Here is a 17,885-nt window from a genome sequence, read left to right on the forward strand (position 1 = left end):
AATCAGACAAGAAAAAAAACTTGCCTTAAATGACAAGTTTTTGAGTTTACTTTTCCACTTCGCTCCAGAGCTTGCGGATACTTTTTTTCTGAACGGGATCTACAAAATGCGGAGCGATTTCCACCAGAGATTGCAAGACAAAAGCTCGCTCAGCCACATAAGGATGAGGAACAATCAAGTTTGGACTGTATATCTCTTCTTGTCCTATGTAAAGGATATCCAGATCAATCACGCGCGGTCCCCATTTGATCTCTCGCACGCGTCCTAAATCCGCTTCAATAGCCAAGAGCGTCTGCATCAACTCCTCAGGATTGAGCCAGGTTTCAACTTCAACAACTTGATTGAGAAACGAATCCTGCTCAACGCCACCCCAAGGCTCTGTTTCGATACGACTTGATACCTGCAAAATTCTTATATTTTGCTCTGCCATTTTTTCCAGAGCTGCATCCAGATTGGCAGATGGACTGCCCTGGTTGCTTCCCAAAGCGATAAATGCTTTCCGCTTTTGACGTACTAACTTGACTGAGCATGTGTCCAAAGGCAGAGGAACAGGAGCCCAAGGTTTCTTGACCTCCAAGCTGACCTTCTGCACTAAAGGGTGAGTCAGAAAAATCCGATCAATCAGTTTGTAAGCCAGCGTCTCAATCAAGTCTTCCTTGCTTTCCTGACACCAGTGGGTCAAATCCTGAGCCAATTCTCCATAGTGGATAGAAGCTGTCAGATCACCAGTTTTAGCAGCCCGAGTCATATCATAATCCAAAATCAGATCCAGCACAAAACACTGGCCCAATTCCTTCTCCGCTCCAAACAGACCGTGATAAGCATACACTTCCAAATCTTTAATCCTTAGCTGATCCATCTATTTCCTCTTTCTTTGTCAATATATAGGCTCTAACTTGAGCTAAAAAATATAAGGAGCCAGTAATCAGAAGCACCTCTTGATCCTTATGCGCATCTTGTAAATAGCTATCTACATACTGCTGCCAAGGTTGATAGGTTATCCCCGTTTGGAAGGCTTGTCTCTTCATTTCCTCTTCAGAAACTGCTCGCTCATCCGCAAAGGATGTCAATGTGACAGATACATCTGCTTGAGCAAACAACTGCAACATCTCATCTAGTGCTTTGGTCCGAATACAGGTAAATAAAATCTTCTTATCTTTTGAAGCAAAGCGTTCTTGGAAGGAAGCTAGTAGAGGACTCAAAGCATGCGGATTATGGGCCCCATCTAAAAAAATCAGAGGTTGCTCCAAAATTTTTTCCATCCTAGCTGGCCAGGCAACTGCTAGAAGACCACGGTCGATTTCTTCCTTTGTCAGAAGAGACAAGCCCTTTTGTTGGCAGTATAGATCACAAATCTCAATAGCCAAGGCAGCATTATCTGTTTGATAAGATCCTAGGAGTGATGTTTGGTAAATACTGGACTCTCGCCATTCATTTTCCAGTGAAAAGACTTCGCCAGTTTCTTCGCTTCTGAGCCAGTCAACCTGATAGGCCAGTCCATACAAATATGTTGAAGCCTGTTTACTTGTTGCCACGCTCTGGATAACTTCCAGGGCTGCCCTATCAATCTTACCAGTGACTATTGGAATTGAAGTCTTGATGATTCCAGCTTTCTGCTCTGCTATTTCCCCAAGGGTGGACCCCAAAAGAGCCATATGATCCAAACCAATCGTACTAATCGCAGTAAGATCCGGCTGACAAACATTTGTCGAGTCTAGAAGTCCGCCCATACCGACCTCAATGATCGCCACATCCACTTCTTCCTGAGCAAAATAATCATAGGCCAGGGCCGTGATAATTTCAAACTCAGTCACACCCTTGAAAGCCGAATGATGTCCTTGATGGACAAACAAATCTTTATAAATCTGCAAGAGCTGGTTCAACTTTTGATTAGAAATAGCCTGTCCGTTTATAGCAATTTGCTCATTATAAGAAACAATATACGGAGAGGTAAAGGTTCCAACTCGTAATCCTCTTAACTGAAGAAGTTCTCGAAGAGTCGCAATCGTTGACCCCTTGCCATTGGTTCCTGCTATATGAATGACTGAAAGTTGCTTATGAGGATTTCCTCGATAAGCCAGCATGGCTTCCATTCGTTCTAAGCCAAAGTTCGGAGTATCCGTCCGATAGTTTGCAATCCAACTCAAGTCTGGTTTTTCGTTTCTATCTATCATCTTATTTGTATTGTCCCAAGGTTAAATCTTCAGCGCGGTTAGCTAAACGAATTGCATCACCAATCTCCACCGCCATTTTATGATAAGGAATATCATGAACTCGTAGCATTTCTACTCCTTGACTGGCTGCAATACTGGTCAAATGACTAGAGGCTATATCACGATTTTGGTAGCCCAAATCTGTCTTTGGATCAACCTCAATGCCTGCATCTTCCAGAATATTCACAACAAAGCGCTTGCGAGAAACGCCAAGAAAGATTGGAAAACCAGCCCGATGAATATCTTCCAGATGCTGTAACAGAATTAGGTTTTCTCGTTTAGTAAGACCAAAACCGATACCCGGATCCAGCATGAGGCTGTTCTTCTCTATTCCTGCCACTTTTGCTCTAGCCAAGGATTTATCAAAAAAGGCCCACATCAAATCTACAATTTCTGAATGCGTAAATCTTGATAATTCTTGGTCCGTGAAAACATCTTGAAAGCCAAACTTGGGAAAGATCAATGAGCTAGAATGGTGAGGTCGAGCCATAACTGGATTGAACATCAGAATAGCTCCCGCAGAAGACTCAGCCACCACTTGCGCCATTCCTTCATCACCTAAAAATCCGGTGATATCATTAATTATATCTGCACCCGCTGCCAGGGCTGCTTTTGCTACGGGCGCTTTCCAAGTATCGACTGAAATCAAGACATCACTTTGCTTACGAATAGCCTCAATCACTGGAACCACTCGTTCAATTTCTTCTTCAATCTCAATATAATGGCTACCGGGTCTCGTAGACTCCCCACCAATGTCCAACATCTGGGCACCTTCTTGAATCAGATACTGAGCTTGCTCTAAAGCAAATTCTACAGTGTTATATTTTCCACCATCTGAAAAAGAATCTGGGGTTACATTAAGAATCCCGCACAAACCTGTCTTACCGTCTGGGACGAGTCTTCTAACATCTATCTTTTTTTGAGCCATCTTATTTCTCTCACTAATTCTTAATTACTAACATTTTATCATATTTTCCTCAGAAAAAAGACGAGAAAATTTCTCGTCAGGCTTGATTATTTGCAAATAACATGAGGAATATGGCAATTCCATTTCGAAGCATATGGGCCATAATAGACATTTCTAACCTTTCTGTCGTATAGGCTACATAGGCAAAGACTGCTCCCATTCCTCCATAAACGATAAAACTACCAATATTAGTCGGACCATGGAAAAGGCCAAAAAGTATCGCACCTATCACAAATCCCACCAGTTGATGCTTAGGAAAGAGTTTCTTGGGAATAAAGCCACGAAAAATGACTTCCTCTAGAACTGGAGCTCCAATCACCGTTGCGATAATCATGACAATCTGTGGGATCTCGCTCATCGCCTCTTGAATTCTCTCTTGATTACGAGGAATAAGCGAGCCCCCTTCCAATCTCATGACAATAAACCCTAAAGCACCGATGAGAATTGATAGGAAATAAGATAAGGCCAAAAGTCCCACTGAAGACCAACTAAAAAAGCTGAAATCAAATGTGAGGATTCCTTCTCTTTTAGCAAGAAAGAGCGTTAAAAGAATAATAAATAGGTACAGGATGATTATTCCACCTACACTAATTGGTGATTGTTTGTCTTCTAAATACCTCATTGCAATGAAAGGAACTTGTGTCAAGACCACTATCACCAACACAATTAAACAATATTTTAGTTTTTTTAAATAGAATTCCATTTCTTTCCCAATCTATAAAAAAGGGAGGCTAACGCCTTGCCCCCTATTATTTTTTAAAACGTTCTACATCACGCGCAATGACTAACTCTTCGTCTGTTGGAATAACTAACACTCTGACCTTGGCTTCTGGTGTCGAGATATCCCCATATTGCCCAAAGACATTCTTTTCTGGATCAATATCACAACCAAACCAAGAAATTCCTTCAATGACCAGTCTACGAATAGTCACAGAATTTTCGCCAATTCCTGCGGTAAAGATGATGGCATCCGCTCCATTCAAAACGGCAAGATACTGACCAATGTATTTTTGAATTCGGTCTACAAAAATGTCGTTAGCTAATTGAGCCTTGGCATCACCTGCCCGCATCGCTTCATGAATATCACGCATATCGCTTGATTTCTCGGAAACCCCAAGTAAACCAGATTCACGATTCAAAATTCGGCTGATATCTTCGGGAGTTTTAAAATCATCTGTATGTTTCATGAGATAAGGAATTATTGCAGGATCAATATCACCAGTCCGCGTTCCCATCATGACACCACCCAGAGGTGTGAAGCCCATAGAAGTATCAACAGACAAACCTTTATCAACAGCCGTAATAGAAGCACCATTACCAATATGACAGGTGATAAGTTTCAACTCCTCAATCGGTTTGCCCAAAAGTTTAGCTGCTTCATGTGCTACATACTCATGGCTAGTACCATGTGCGCCATATTTACGTACCTTGTTTTCCGTATAATATTTCGTTGGCAATGGATAACGATAAGCTTTTTCTGGCATAGTCGTATGGAAAGAAGTATCAAACACTACCACACTTGTAATGTCAGGCAAAAGTTCCTTAAAAGCACGAATCCCTGCGGCATTTGCTGGATTATGAAGAGGTGCCAAGAGAGATAGTTCTTCAACTTTTTGAATGACCTCTTCGTCAACTAGAGCAGAATCTTTGAAATACTCACCACCCGCAACGACACGGTGGCCTACTCCTGTAATCTCATCGAAAGACGCAATAATATTAAAACGCATCAAATCGTCTAACAAAATCTTTACAGCTTGAGTATGGTCAGTAATATCAAGCACCTGTTTCTCAGTACGACCATCAAATTTTACCGTTGAAATGGAATCTTTCAGTCCAATTCGCTCAATTAAACCTTTAGCTAATACTTTTTCTTCTGGCATCAAGTAGAGCTGCCATTTTAAACTAGAACTTCCTGCATTTATTGCGATTGTTTTAGACATAATTTACCTCTTTTAAGCGTTTTCAGTTCTCATTATACCAGAATTTTGATCAGTTTTCACTAACTTTGCGCCATTTTTGAAAACTTTCGCGGAAGCGAGTAATTTCTTCATGATTTTGTAGATCTGCCAATGCATAGACAAAAGGTTCTGATTTTATATTTTTTTGTTTTTGCAGAACAAAAACCGTCTTAGCCTGAGAGACTGATGCAAAGAGTTTTTCTGGCAATGCAATCATTGCTACTAAGCTGGCATTGTCTTTGAGCCAGGATTTAAGCAAGTCGCTCTGCGGGCTGGTTAAGAGGTGATTAGGAGCTAAGAAGATCGCATAGCCATCAACCTTTAAATACTTTAATGCCTGCTCCATCAACAGATGATGAGCATAGGTGTGCTCTGTCTGACTGGCTACCTGATAGCGACTGGCAATCTGATCATCCGGATAGTAGCCGACAGGCAGATCGCTGATAATCAAGTCGCTCTCTTTTAGAACTTGAGGGCGCACAGCATCTCCCTGGGCAAAATGTGCCTTTGAACCCATCACTTCTGCAATACTAGCAGATAGATCAATCAGTAAATCATCGATCTCTAATCCTAGATAATCAATCTCTTTCTGACTATTGTTCAGGATTGTCTCTGCAAGATTTCCGGTTCCACTTCCCATCTCAAGAAGAGTAATATCTGATGCTACCATCAGCTGGTCGATGATAAAAATCAGCAGAAAACCAATGGCATCTGGTGTGAACTGATGATTGGCTTGCAAAGGCTCCGTCTGAGAAGCCTTCATCAGAATGAACTGATAGGCTCTGCGCCATTCTTCTCTGCTTAGCTTTAGGCTCTTCAAGGTCTGATGATTCTTTTTAACGATTTCTAAGTCCGTTTGTCCATCCAAATAGATACCGTTTTGCTCGATTAAGGCATCATAAAAATTAGTTGAAAGCTTGTTTTGAATGACTTGGACATTTTCTAAAAGGAGCGTATAGGCTTCTTCAATTTTTTCAAAATTCATAGTTTCCTCCGCTCCTTATCTTATCAAAATTTAATCTTTTTTGCCATTATCGTCTTTGGCTTCCTCTTTTTCACGGGCAGGCTCTGCTTCTTTTTTTTCTTCTTTTTCCAGTTCAGACTTTTTATCTTTATCCTGATCCTTATCCAACCTGACTGATGGCTCCTTGATAGCAAAGGTAAAGTCGTAAGTCCGATCAGAGATCACTACATTGACAACCAACTGGCCCTTTTCTTTCTGGTATTGACTTTGGCCTTTATTAAAAGAAAATTGTCCACTATCAGCTAGCTTCTGGTCTTTTGTCAGCAAGGCTATAGCGTAAGCCTCCTGTCTTTCTTGCTGGGCTAAAAGATTACGCTGATGGGCCGTCTGACGATTGAGATAAAACTGCAAAAGCAGACTAAAAACCGCAGCCATAAGCAGAGCATAGAGCATGACCCCAGCCTTAATGTTCTTCTTCAACACGATAGATGTACTCTCTTTCTAGGCCGTCCTTAAACTGCAAAAGCAAATGAACTATCTGACCTTCTTTATGTATTTGAGCAGCTTCTAAGCCATAAATCATGGGTTGATAACCACGGCCATTCGCATCCGTCTTTCGAAAATCATCGCTTTTAGACTTACCAAAGGCAATCGACTTACCATCTTGTTTAACATAAAGCTTGTTTTGCTCAACCTTTTCAAAATGGCTACGAGATAGTTCTACATCTAGCTGGTCCGCAAACAAGAGCCATTCCTTAGCCTTAGTCTGCTCTTGAAGCTGAATTTCGCTGGCTAGAAGCTTAGTCATAGCTTGAAAAACCAAGAGGCCACCACTGATGACCAAGAGGGCTACTAAGGCTTCCAGCAAGGTAAAAGCTCCTACTTTACCTTTTTTCAACATCAATCAACTCCTCTCCCTGATGGAACACTCGAATCTGATCCTTCGTTCTCTGGATACGAATTTCAATACCATTTAAGGAAAGATGGTCCTGCCCTGTTTGGAGGGCCATCTGGGCCACCCGCAGGACCTCCTCTTTTTCTAAAATGGCAGCTGCTTCTTTGCGTGATTGCGTGATTTGACCTAGTAACAAGCTTGCAATTACAGCAAAAACTCCCAAAGCCAGTAAGGCTTCCAGTAAGATGGTCCCTTTAATTTGTCGTTTTCTTAAATTTGCCATTTCCAATATAGAGTTGATAGGTCACCAGTCCTTCCTTGGTTTGAAACTGAACTTTACTGAGTGAAGAATTACCTCCAGCCTTATCAAAATAGATCTGTGTAGATTCAGGTGCTTGGATTCCTTTAGGAATTGGAAGACGAGCATAGCCGTTTGAAATCTCTTGGTTTGAGATTTCTAGCACCAGCTTTCTCTGAGAAGATACGCTAAGCTTCTGACTTTCCTGATAAAAATGCTCAAATTCTAAAAAGAAGATCTTTTCCTGAATCTGCTCAAAAGTAGCTTGAACAGAGCTTGATAAAGCCAGCAAGATAAAACTGCTAATCATCAGGACCAAGAGGCTCTCCAAAATTGTAAAGGCCTTAATTGGCAACTGCCTGAGTCTCACTATTGTTCTTACCATAATAAGCCTTGTAAGAGTCTGCTTGCTTTTGACTAATGTTCCCAGCTGCGACTAATTTGCTGAGGGTTGCTTGATCTCCTGTATTTTTGAGTTCATAGAGCTCAGCCTGGCTTTCAACCACTTTGACAACCGCAGCATTTCCAGTATCTGAAACGGCCTCTTTTTGCTTGGTTAGATTAGGGACGAATAAGAGCATAAGGACACTGATGATCAGAAGGACGACTAGCATTTCTACCAGAGTAAAAGCTTTCACACGTAAATTTTTTAATTTGTTCATAGATGAACCTCCATATTTTGATAAAGGGGCAATAGCATTGCCGCATACAGTAAGACAATCATCAAGGCTACAAAGACAAAGACTAGGGGCTGAATCAGATTCATGGTCCGATTGACCCTACCAAAAAATTCTTCCCAAGTCTTAAGGGCATAAATTTCTAGTTCACTTCCCAGCTTGGATTTGACTTCCCCATATTCGATGATTAGAGACAATTCTTTTTTGAAAAAAGGGTAAGAAGCAATTTTATCTGAAAATTCTTGACCATTCTGCAAGGCTTGACCCAAATCCTGGCCAATTTCCTGAAATAAAACCGAGCGTTGCTCTTGCATAATCTGGAAAATCTGACTGAGTTCCAAACCTTGTCCAATCATATTGCCCCATTCACGCGCATAATAGGCGGTTAGGTAAATCTTTACAAAGGATCCAACAAAAGGCAGGCGAGCTAAGAAAGAGTATACAGGGATCCGTTTCTGGCCTTTGAAAATCAGATAAATCGCTCCTGTTAATCCAAGTAACATTAAGACAGATAGTAGAAAAATAGTCGGCAAATGACCAATGAGTTGAGTTGCAAAATTTTGACTGCTGAGTTGGGGTAATAGGTAATTTCTCAATCCCATCATAATCAATACCAAAAAGCCAAGAAGCATCATGGGATAGGTCGCTACTTCAATTAGCTTCTTTTTTACCTTAGCAAGATTATCCAGATATTCCTCTATTTTTAGCAAGGCAAGCGATAAATTCCCATGTAGCTCAGCCAATGACAGCTGGGTTACTACCGCGTCAGAAAAACCAAGTCCAGTCATAATCTCTGAAAATGCTTGTCCATTAGCTAAGCCACGACGCATTTGCTGAACATAGTTCTGCTCCAAAAGAGCACTTCGTCCTAAAAAATCCACAGTCTCAGCCAAATGAAAACCACTAGAGAATAAATTATTAAACAGTTCAATTACCTGTTTTTGCTTGCTAGTTCCTAATTTTTTCTGCTTCTGCTTGCTCAGGATGGATATGTCCTGCTGCAAGAAGCTGATCAATCTGCTGATTCCAGACGGTCGGCTCGTGTTCTTGGTAGTTGTTGCTGGCAAAGTCTATCACACCTCCTCCCCCAATCAAGCGTTGATAGCAAATACCCTGTAAAACAATTTTCAACTCCTCCTCGCTAACACCTAATTCCAATAAGCGTTCGTAAACACCAGGAATGCTTTTAGCATGAATCGTTGAAAAAACTGTAGCTCCCGTCAAGCTAGCTCGAACCACTGCTCTAGCGGTTTCACTATCCCGAATTTCTCCAATGATGAGCAAGTCCGGACGGTGACGCAGAGAAAGCTTAATCAGACTTTCGTAAGTCAGACCAATCGTTTCATTCAGCTGTAGCTGAAGCATATCCTCTTGCTTGATTTCAACAGGATCCTCAATGGACATAACCTGCTGACCCTTAAATTTTAGCTGAGCTAATTGATGCATGAGAGTGGTCTTGCCACTCCCTACTGGTCCCGAAAAAAGATACAGCCCTCGATCCTTAAACTTCTCTCTAAACTCAGGAAAATGAGTAAACCAAAACTTCAATTCTGTCTTTTCATCATGCAAAAGTCGAATGACCAAACTTTCATAACCACGATAATCACCTACAGTCGACAGACGAATTGACGTTTCCTTATCATCATAGCGATAATCACAGGACCCCAGCTGACTGCGACGTTTTTCTCCTACATTCATCCCAGCTAAAAATTTAAAATGACTAATTACAGCAGCTAATTGGTCAAAATCATAAGTTTGTATAAAGCGTCGCTCATCACCAATCCGCATATAAAGTTCATAACAATCATCCTTGGGTACAAAATAAATATCCTGAGCACACTCTTCCTTAGCTTGCCGGACAATCGCCTGGGCAATTTTTTGAACCATAAGACCTCCCTTAAATAAATTTTGTCGAAAAGTTTTTTTCAAGCCTTTCTTCAACTATTTATTCGTAAACACAATAAAAAACCGATTAAATTTATCGGTTTTCTTCTTTATTTTATTTGATTCGGCATGATCGATGCTTCTCAAGCCCATTTTGTTTGGCATAACCTGGACGGTATTTGCTTTTTGGAATAACCTTTTCATCTTCTAACAAGATAATTGATCTATATTGCTGAACGTATTCGTCACATTCTTCACACCATCTCTGATCCTTTTCATTCCAAAAAACGGTCATCAAATCACTGCGACTCTTATATTCTTTAAATTCTGTTTCTAATTTTAGCCATTGAATTTTATAGAATTTCAAAGCATCATAGTATTTTTCAAACCGTTGTTCTTGAATAATATCATTTTCCCAACCGTCTAAAAACCACCAGGGTTCAAAGTCCCCATACATTTCTACTACTCGGTACATATTTTCTTCCTTTGTACCGTATATTATATACAAAATCCTTTGATAATGAAACTAATTTGCTCATGGTTAGTTCTATATTTTAGACAAAATCAATGGAGATGCTTTATTTTATACTCTATAATCAAGCAATTCAGCTAAAATGGAGAATTTTCTCTCATCTTGCAAATACCAAAGCCTGAGATTTTTAGGGCTCAACCAAGCTTATCTCCGATAAAAAAGAAACCCGTTTTTAAAACGAGTTTCTTTCATCTTACTCTGTTACTAGTGTTTCAGTAGACTCTACATCTTCTGGAGTCACCACAACTTCATCAATGATTTCAACTTCATTGATAGCTTGTGGTTCCAAGTTACGGTAGCGAGCCATACCTGTACCAGCTGGAATAATCTTACCGATGATAACATTTTCCTTAAGTCCAAGCAGATGGTCTTTCTTACCACGGATAGCCGCATCAGTCAAGACACGAGTTGTTTCCTGGAAGGAAGCTGCAGACAGGAAGCTGTTTGTCTCAAGGGAAGCTTTGGTGATCCCCATGAGGACTGGACGAGCTGTCGCAGGTACACCACCTGAGATAACCACATCACGGTTAGCATCTGTAAAGTCTGTAATATCCATAAGAGTTCCCATAAGGAGATCTGTATCACCTGGATCCATGACACGTACTTTACGGATCATTTGACGAACCATTACTTCGATGTGCTTGTCACCGATTTCTACCCCTTGGCTACGGTAAACTTTTTGTACTTCAGCAAGCAGGTAAGTTTCAACGGACAAGACATCACGAACAGCTAGCAAGTGCTTAGGTTGGATAGAACCTTCTGTCAAAGCAGCACCACGAGACACTTGGTCGCCTACTTCAACTTTCATACGAGCTGTAAATGGTACCACATACTCGCCTTCACCAGTTTGACCTTTAACAAAGACCTTCTTAGTACGAGTAGATGCATCTTCTTCGATAGCTGTAACTTCACCCTTGACTTCAGTGATGACCGCTTCCCCTTTTGGATTGCGGGCTTCAAAGATTTCTTGGACACGAGGAAGACCTTGCGTGATATCTGAACTTGAAGCAACACCACCCGTGTGGAAGGTACGCATGGTCAACTGTGTACCAGGTTCCCCGATAGATTGAGCAGCGATTGTTCCGACTGCTTCACCCACTTCAACCGCATCACCAGTTGCCAAGTTAATACCATAACAGTGACGGCAGACACCATGACGAGTGTTACATGTTAGAACGCTACGGATTGTGACTTCCGTCACACCAGCATTAACAACTTGACGTGCCATATCCTCAGTTACAAGAACATCAGCAGGAACTAGGACTTCTCCTGTCTCAGGATGTTTAATAGATTTCTTAGTATAACGACCAACCAAACGTTCTTCAAGAGGTTCGATCATTTCCTTACCATCTGTGATAGAAGTGATAAGGAGACCACGATCTGTTCCACAGTCGTCTTCACGGATGATAACGTCTTGAGCAACGTCAACCAAACGACGAGTTAGGTAACCTGAGTCGGCAGTCTTAAGGGCCGTATCCGTCATACCTTTACGAGCTCCGTGAGTTGAGAAGAACATTTCGAGTACTGACAAACCTTCACGGAAGTTAGACAAGATTGGCAATTCCATGATACGTCCGTTTGGCGCAGCCATCAAACCACGCATACCGGCAAGCTGTGAGAAGTTTGAGATGTTACCACGCGCTCCAGAGTCCATCATCATAACGATAGGGTTCTTCGGATCTTGATTGGCAACCAAACGTTTCTCCAATTTTTCACGGGCTGCACGCCATTCAGCAGTGACAGCATTGTAGCGTTCGTCGTCTGTGATCATACCACGGCGGAATTGTTTAGTGATTTGTTCTACACGTTTGTGAGATTCTTCGATAATCTCAGCCTTGTCTTCGACAACCGGAATATCAGCGATACCCACTGTCAAACCAGCCAAAGTAGAATGGTGGTAACCCAAGTTCTTCAAACGGTCAAGCAGGGCAGATGTTTCTGTTGTACGGAAGCGTTTGAAGATTTCAGCGATGATATTACCAAGATTTTTCTTCTTAAATGGTACATTCAATTCAAGAGCTTGAATGGCTTCTTTGATATCTTTTCCTGATTCTAAGAAGTACTTATCCGGAACACCTTCAGTCAAGTTAGCATTGTTTGGCTCTTGCAGATAAGGCAATTCTTCCGGCATAATCGCATTAAAGAGAATTTTACCAACTGTGGTCATCAAAATTTTATGTTTTTGCGACTCAGTCCATGGTTTCGCCAGGCTATCGGTTGTGATACCTACACGAGTATGCAAGTGCACATAACCATTGCGAAGAGCCATGACAGCTTCATCCATATCTTTGAAGACCATACCTTCGCCTTCGCGGCCAGCTTCTTCCATGGTCAAGTAGTAGTTCCCCAAAACCATATCCTGAGATGGCGTTACAACTGGTTTACCATCTTTAGGGTTCAAGATATGCTCAGCAGCTAGCATAAGGATACGAGCTTCAGCCTGCGCTTCTTCAGACAATGGTACGTGGATGGCCATTTGGTCACCGTCAAAGTCGGCATTGTATGCTTCACAGACCAGTGGGTGCAAGCGAAGAGCCTTACCGTCAATCAGAACCGGCTCAAAAGCCTGAATTCCCAAACGGTGAAGGGTCGGTGCGCGGTTCAAGAGCACTGGGTGTTCCTTGATTACTTCTTCCAGGATATCCCAGATACGCTCATCTCCACGTTCCACCAAGCGTTTTGCAGCTTTTACGTTTTGCACGATATCACGAGCAACGATTTCACGCATCACAAATGGTTTAAAGAGCTCAATCGCCATTTCACGTGGCACACCACATTGGTACATCTTAAGAGTTGGACCAACGGCGATAACGGAACGTCCTGAGAAGTCAACCCGTTTACCGAGCAAGTTTTGACGGAAGCGTCCTTGTTTCCCTTTAAGCATGTGGCTCAATGATTTAAGTGGACGGCTACCTGGTCCTGTGATCGGACGACCACGACGACCATTATCAATCAAAGCATCTACCGCTTCTTGAAGCATCCGCTTCTCATTTTGCACGATGATACCAGGTGCATTCAACTCAAGCAAGCGCGCCAAACGATTGTTCCGGTTGATAACACGGCGATAGAGGTCATTAAGGTCAGAAGCCGCAAAACGACCACCATCCAGCTGAACCATCGGACGCAAATCTGGCGGAATGACTGGCAGGATATTGAGAACCATCCATTCTGGTTTATTACCAGACTTGTAGAAGGCATCTAAGACATCCAAACGACGAACTGACTTCACACGTTTTTGTCCAGTCGCAGTTTTTAATTCTTCTTTGAGAACAGCAATTTCAGCTTCCAAATCTACTTGTTTCAAGAGATCTTGAATAGCCTCCGCTCCCATTTTCGCTACAAATGAGCCTGCACCGTACTCACGCAAACGTTCACGATACTCACGTTCAGTCATAATTGACTTGTGCTCTAGCGGTGTATCCTTAGGATCAATGACCACATAAGCCGCAAAATAAATGACTTCTTCCAAAGCACGAGGACTCATATCCAAAGTGAGTCCCATGCGGCTTGGAATTCCTTTAAAGTACCAAATATGTGAAACAGGTGCCTTCAATTCGATGTGGCCCATACGTTCACGACGAACTTTAGCGCGGGTTACTTCAACACCACAGCGGTCACAAATAATTCCCTTGTAACGAATCCGTTTGTACTTACCACAAGCACATTCCCAATCCTTGGTTGGGCCAAAAATAACTTCGTCAAAGAGGCCTTCGCGTTCTGGTTTAAGTGTGCGGTAATTGATTGTTTCAGGTTTCTTCACTTCCCCATAAGACCATGAACGGACCTTATTGGGAGAAGCTAGGGTGATTTGCATACTTTTAAAACGATTTACATCAACCACTATTTCTTACCTTTCTTCATTTTCTAGTCAGTGTGAATTCTTATTCTTTTCCTTCAGCTTCAAAGGCTGCTTTCGCTTCTTGAGCTGCTTTTTCGCGCGCTTTTTCAAGATCGTCAACGTGAATCACGTCATCGTCTTCTCCTTCGTCTAGGTCGCGCAGTTCTACTTCATTATCATCTTCGTCGAGAACGCGCATGTCCAGACCAAGAGATTGCAATTCTTTAACAAGGACACGGAAGGATTCTGGCACACCTGGTTTTGGAATTGGTTTACCTTTAGTGATAGCTTCATAAGCTTTCAAACGGCCGTTGACATCATCTGACTTGTAAGTCAGGATTTCTTGCAGAACGTTCGAAGCACCGTAAGCTTCCAAGGCCCAAACTTCCATCTCACCAAAACGTTGTCCACCAAACTGAGCTTTACCTCCGAGTGGTTGTTGGGTAACCATTGAGTAAGGTCCTACTGAGCGGGCGTGGAGTTTGTCATCTACCATGTGGTGGAGCTTGATCATGTACATGACACCGACAGATACACGGTTGTCAAATGGCTCACCTGTACGACCATCATAAAGAACGGTCTTAGCATCACTATCCATACCAGCTTCACGAACAGTATCCCAAAGATCATCTGAGCTAGCTCCGTCAAAGACTGGAGTTGCAATGTGAATACCCAAATTACGTGCCGCCATACCAAGGTGGAGCTCCATAACCTGACCAATGTTCATACGAGATGGTACCCCGAGTGGGTTCAACATGATATCTACTGGTGTTCCATCTGGCAAGTATGGCATGTCTTCCACAGGAACGATACGGGATACAACCCCTTTGTTTCCGTGACGACCGGCCATCTTATCTCCGACCTTGATCTTACGTTTTTGAGCGATGTAGACACGAACCAGCATATTAACACCAGATTGTAGCTCATCACCATTTGCACGGGTAAAGATCTTCACATCACGAACGACACCGTCAGCACCGTGAGGTACACGAAGCGAAGTATCACGAACTTCACGAGACTTGTCTCCAAAGATAGCGTGCAAGAGGCGCTCTTCAGCAGAAAGGTCTTTTTCACCCTTCGGAGTTACTTTTCCGACTAGGATGTCGCCTTCTTTAACTTCCGCTCCGATACGGATAATACCCATTTCATCCAAATTGCGTAGGGCATCTTCCCCTACGTTTGGAATTTCGCGGGTAATTTCTTCAGGCCCAAGCTTTGTATCACGTGTTTCTGATTCGTATTCTTCCAAGTGAACAGAGGTGTAGACATCGTCTTTCACCAGACGCTCACTCATGATAACCGCATCCTCGAAGTTGTAACCTTCCCATGTCATGTAGGCAACGATTGGGTTTTGTCCCAATGCCATTTCTCCATTTTCCATAGAAGGTCCGTCAGCGATAAAGTCGCCTTTTTCTACGACATCGCCAACTTTAACAAGGGTACGTTGGTTGTATGCAGTCCCTGAGTTAGAACGACGGAATTTTTGAATATGATAAACATCAAGCGATCCATCTTCACGACGAACTTCAACCTTATCTGCATCTGCATAAGTGACCTTACCATCATGCTGGGCAATGACTGCAGCACCAGAATCGTGAGCCGCTTGGTATTCCATACCAGTACCAACATAAGGCGCTTTTGGATCAATCAAAGGCACGGCCTGACGTTGCATGTTAGCACCCATGAGGGCACGGTTGGAGTCGTCATTTTCCAAGAAAGGAATACATGCTGTCGCTACGGCAACTACCTGCTTAGGCGATACATCCATGTAATCTACTTGATCTGATGGGAATTCTTGGTTGTTACCTTGGTGGCGTCCCATAACGATAGGCTCTGCAAAACCACCTTCTTCATTAAGCTTAGAGTTTGCCTGAGCTACGATAAACTCATCTTCTTCATCAGCTGTCAACCAAACGATTTCGTTGGTTACGACACCAGCTTCACGATCTACCTTGCGGTATGGCGTTTGAATAAATCCATATTTGTTAAGGTGTCCATAAGAAGACAAGTTATTGATCAAACCGATGTTTGGTCCTTCAGGTGTTTCAATCGGACACATACGACCATAGTGAGTATAGTGCACGTCCCGCACTTCATAACCAGCGCGGTCACGTGTCAAACCACCAGGTCCTAAGGCAGACAGACGACGCTTGTGAGAAAGCTCAGACAGCGGATTGTGTTGGTCCATGAACTGTGACAACTGTGAAGAACCAAAGAATTCTTTAATTGCCGCAGTTACTGGACGAATATTAATGATTTGTTGCGGTGTGAGAACTTCATTATCCTGAACAGACATCCGTTCACGAACGTTACGCTCCATTCGAGAAAGTCCCAGACGAACTTGGTTAGCCAAAAGCTCACCAACCGCACGAATACGACGGTTCCCCAAATGGTCAATATCGTCCACACGACCGATACCTTCTGCCAAGTTGAGGAAGTAGCTCATCTCAGCCAAAATGTCAGCAGGGGTTACAGTCCGAACCTTGTCAGATGGATTCGCGTTCCCAATAATGGTCACAACACGGTCTGGGTCATTTGGTGCCACAACTTTGAACTTTTGAAGCTCTACAGGCTCTGTCAAAACAGCTGAATCATTTGGAATATATGTGATTTTGTTCAAACCATTGTCCAACTGCTCTGCAATACTGTCAATCACACTGCGAGTCATAAGAGTTCCTGCTTCAACAAGGATTTCACCTGTTTCAGCATCCACAAGAGGCTCAGCAATTGTTTGGTTCAGCAAACGAGTCTTGATGTTGAGCTTCTTATTAATCTTGTAACGTCCAACTGCTGCCAAATCATAGCGATGTGGATCAAAGAAGCGAGCTACAAGAAGTGAACGAGAACTTTCAGCTGTCTTGGGTTCACCTGGACGGAGACGCTCATAGATTTCTTTCAGAGCTTCATCTGTACGGGAATCCATAGGGTTTTTGTGAATATCTTTTTCGATAGTATTGCGCACTAAGTCGCTATCACCAAAAATGTCAAAGATTTCATCATCACCTGAGAAACCAAGCGCACGAACCAAAGTCGTAAATGGAATTTTACGCGTCCGGTCAATACGAGTATAGGCGATGTCTTTTGAATCTGTTTCCAGCTCCAACCATGCTCCACGGTTAGGAATAACAGTTGATCCATAGCCGATTTTACCGTTTTTATCGACTTTATCGTTGAAGTAAACCCCTGGAGAACGTACCAACTGGGATACGATAATCCGTTCACCACCATTAATGATGAAGGTTCCCATTTCAGTCATAATAGGGAAATCACCAAAGAAGACTTCCTGAGTCTTGATTTCACCAGTTTCCTTGTTAATCAGACGGAAAGTCACAAAAATTGGCGCTGAGTAGCTGGCATCATGAATCCGTGCTTCTTCCAGCGTATATTTTGGTTCCCTAATTTCATAACCGACAAACTCCAGCTCCATAGTGTCGGTAAAGTTTGAAATTGGAAGCACATCTTCAAAAACTTCCTTCAAACCATGATCCAAGAAGTCTTTAAAAGAATCTGTTTGAATCTCAATTAAGTTAGGTAAATCAAGAACTTCCTTAATTCTTGAAAAACTACGACGGGTACGATGTTTCCCGTATTGAACGTCATGTCCTGCCAAGTTTTTACTCCTTTATAGTAAGATACGCAGCCCATCAACAAAGCTTAAA

At 42.5% G+C, this 17,885-nt stretch carries 16 protein-coding genes; all 16 read right to left on the reverse strand.

Features of this window, described 5'->3' with window-relative positions:
* Positions 1-46: 46 nt before the first annotated feature.
* The 16 genes from folK to rpoB all read right to left on the reverse strand — a co-directional run bounded on the left by folK (position 47) and on the right by rpoB (position 17,836).
* Positions 47-859 carry a 2-amino-4-hydroxy-6-hydroxymethyldihydropteridine diphosphokinase gene (folK, locus tag PCY09_RS08080; RefSeq protein WP_301556705.1) on the reverse strand — a complete coding sequence of 271 codons (813 nt, stop codon included), beginning with the start codon at positions 857-859 and terminating at the stop codon, positions 47-49.
* The gene (locus PCY09_RS08085) at positions 840-2,174 is read right to left on the reverse strand and encodes a folylpolyglutamate synthase/dihydrofolate synthase family protein (protein WP_185760637.1); all 1,335 of its coding nucleotides are present in this window, start codon (positions 2,172-2,174) and stop codon (positions 840-842) included. The genes folK and PCY09_RS08085 overlap by 20 nt, the downstream gene beginning before the upstream one ends.
* 1 nt (position 2,175) lies before the next feature.
* A complete protein-coding gene (folP, locus tag PCY09_RS08090) occupies positions 2,176-3,141 on the reverse strand; it encodes a dihydropteroate synthase (RefSeq protein ID WP_125397384.1) in 966 nt (321 codons plus the stop codon).
* A gap of 76 nt (positions 3,142-3,217) precedes the next feature.
* Positions 3,218-3,883, reverse strand: coding sequence for a CPBP family intramembrane glutamic endopeptidase (locus tag PCY09_RS08095; RefSeq protein WP_125397383.1), 666 nt, complete (start codon positions 3,881-3,883; stop codon positions 3,218-3,220).
* 46 nt (positions 3,884-3,929) lie between these two features.
* Positions 3,930-5,120, reverse strand: a complete 1,191-nt coding sequence (locus PCY09_RS08100; protein WP_008810056.1) for an acetate kinase — start codon at positions 5,118-5,120, stop codon at positions 3,930-3,932.
* Positions 5,121-5,169: 49 nt separating this feature from the next.
* Positions 5,170-6,123 carry a class I SAM-dependent methyltransferase gene (locus tag PCY09_RS08105; protein ID WP_125397382.1) on the reverse strand — a complete coding sequence of 318 codons (954 nt, stop codon included), beginning with the start codon at positions 6,121-6,123 and terminating at the stop codon, positions 5,170-5,172.
* A 30-nt stretch (positions 6,124-6,153) separates the two neighbouring features.
* Positions 6,154-6,585, reverse strand: coding sequence for a competence type IV pilus minor pilin ComGG (comGG, locus tag PCY09_RS08110; protein ID WP_227250393.1), 432 nt, complete (start codon positions 6,583-6,585; stop codon positions 6,154-6,156).
* On the reverse strand, positions 6,566-7,003 hold the full coding sequence (comGF, locus tag PCY09_RS08115) for a competence type IV pilus minor pilin ComGF (protein WP_125397381.1): 438 nt from the start codon (positions 7,001-7,003) through the stop codon (positions 6,566-6,568). Before comGF ends, comGG begins: the two co-directional genes overlap by 20 nt.
* A complete protein-coding gene (gene comGE, locus PCY09_RS08120) occupies positions 6,987-7,280 on the reverse strand; it encodes a competence type IV pilus minor pilin ComGE (RefSeq protein ID WP_045634160.1) in 294 nt (97 codons plus the stop codon). Before comGE ends, comGF begins: the two co-directional genes overlap by 17 nt.
* Positions 7,252-7,680 carry a competence type IV pilus minor pilin ComGD gene (comGD, locus tag PCY09_RS08125; protein WP_125397380.1) on the reverse strand — a complete coding sequence of 143 codons (429 nt, stop codon included), beginning with the start codon at positions 7,678-7,680 and terminating at the stop codon, positions 7,252-7,254. Before comGD ends, comGE begins: the two co-directional genes overlap by 29 nt.
* Positions 7,640-7,957 carry a competence type IV pilus major pilin ComGC gene (gene comGC, locus PCY09_RS08130; RefSeq protein ID WP_045634162.1) on the reverse strand — a complete coding sequence of 106 codons (318 nt, stop codon included), beginning with the start codon at positions 7,955-7,957 and terminating at the stop codon, positions 7,640-7,642. Before comGC ends, comGD begins: the two co-directional genes overlap by 41 nt.
* Positions 7,954-8,988 (reverse strand): competence type IV pilus assembly protein ComGB, encoded by a 1,035-nt coding sequence (comGB, locus tag PCY09_RS08135; protein ID WP_125397396.1) that lies wholly within the window; start codon positions 8,986-8,988, stop codon positions 7,954-7,956. The genes comGC and comGB overlap by 4 nt, the downstream gene beginning before the upstream one ends.
* Entirely contained in the window at positions 8,921-9,859 is a 939-nt protein-coding gene (gene comGA, locus PCY09_RS08140; protein ID WP_125397379.1) for a competence type IV pilus ATPase ComGA, read from the reverse strand. The genes comGB and comGA overlap by 68 nt, the downstream gene beginning before the upstream one ends.
* A 112-nt stretch (positions 9,860-9,971) precedes the next feature.
* Positions 9,972-10,331, reverse strand: coding sequence for a DUF1033 family protein (locus PCY09_RS08145; protein ID WP_125397378.1), 360 nt, complete (start codon positions 10,329-10,331; stop codon positions 9,972-9,974).
* A 250-nt stretch (positions 10,332-10,581) separates the two neighbouring features.
* Complete coding sequence (gene rpoC / locus PCY09_RS08150; RefSeq protein WP_125397377.1) at positions 10,582-14,229, reverse strand: DNA-directed RNA polymerase subunit beta'; 3,648 nt, start codon at positions 14,227-14,229, stop codon at positions 10,582-10,584.
* Positions 14,230-14,269: 40 nt separating this feature from the next.
* Positions 14,270-17,836, reverse strand: a complete 3,567-nt coding sequence (gene rpoB / locus PCY09_RS08155; protein WP_045634166.1) for a DNA-directed RNA polymerase subunit beta — start codon at positions 17,834-17,836, stop codon at positions 14,270-14,272.
* Positions 17,837-17,885: the final 49 nt, after the last annotated feature.

It is taken from the genome of Streptococcus sp. SG2, assembly GCF_030439925.1.
GTDB lineage: Bacteria > Bacillota > Bacilli > Lactobacillales > Streptococcaceae > Streptococcus > Streptococcus gordonii.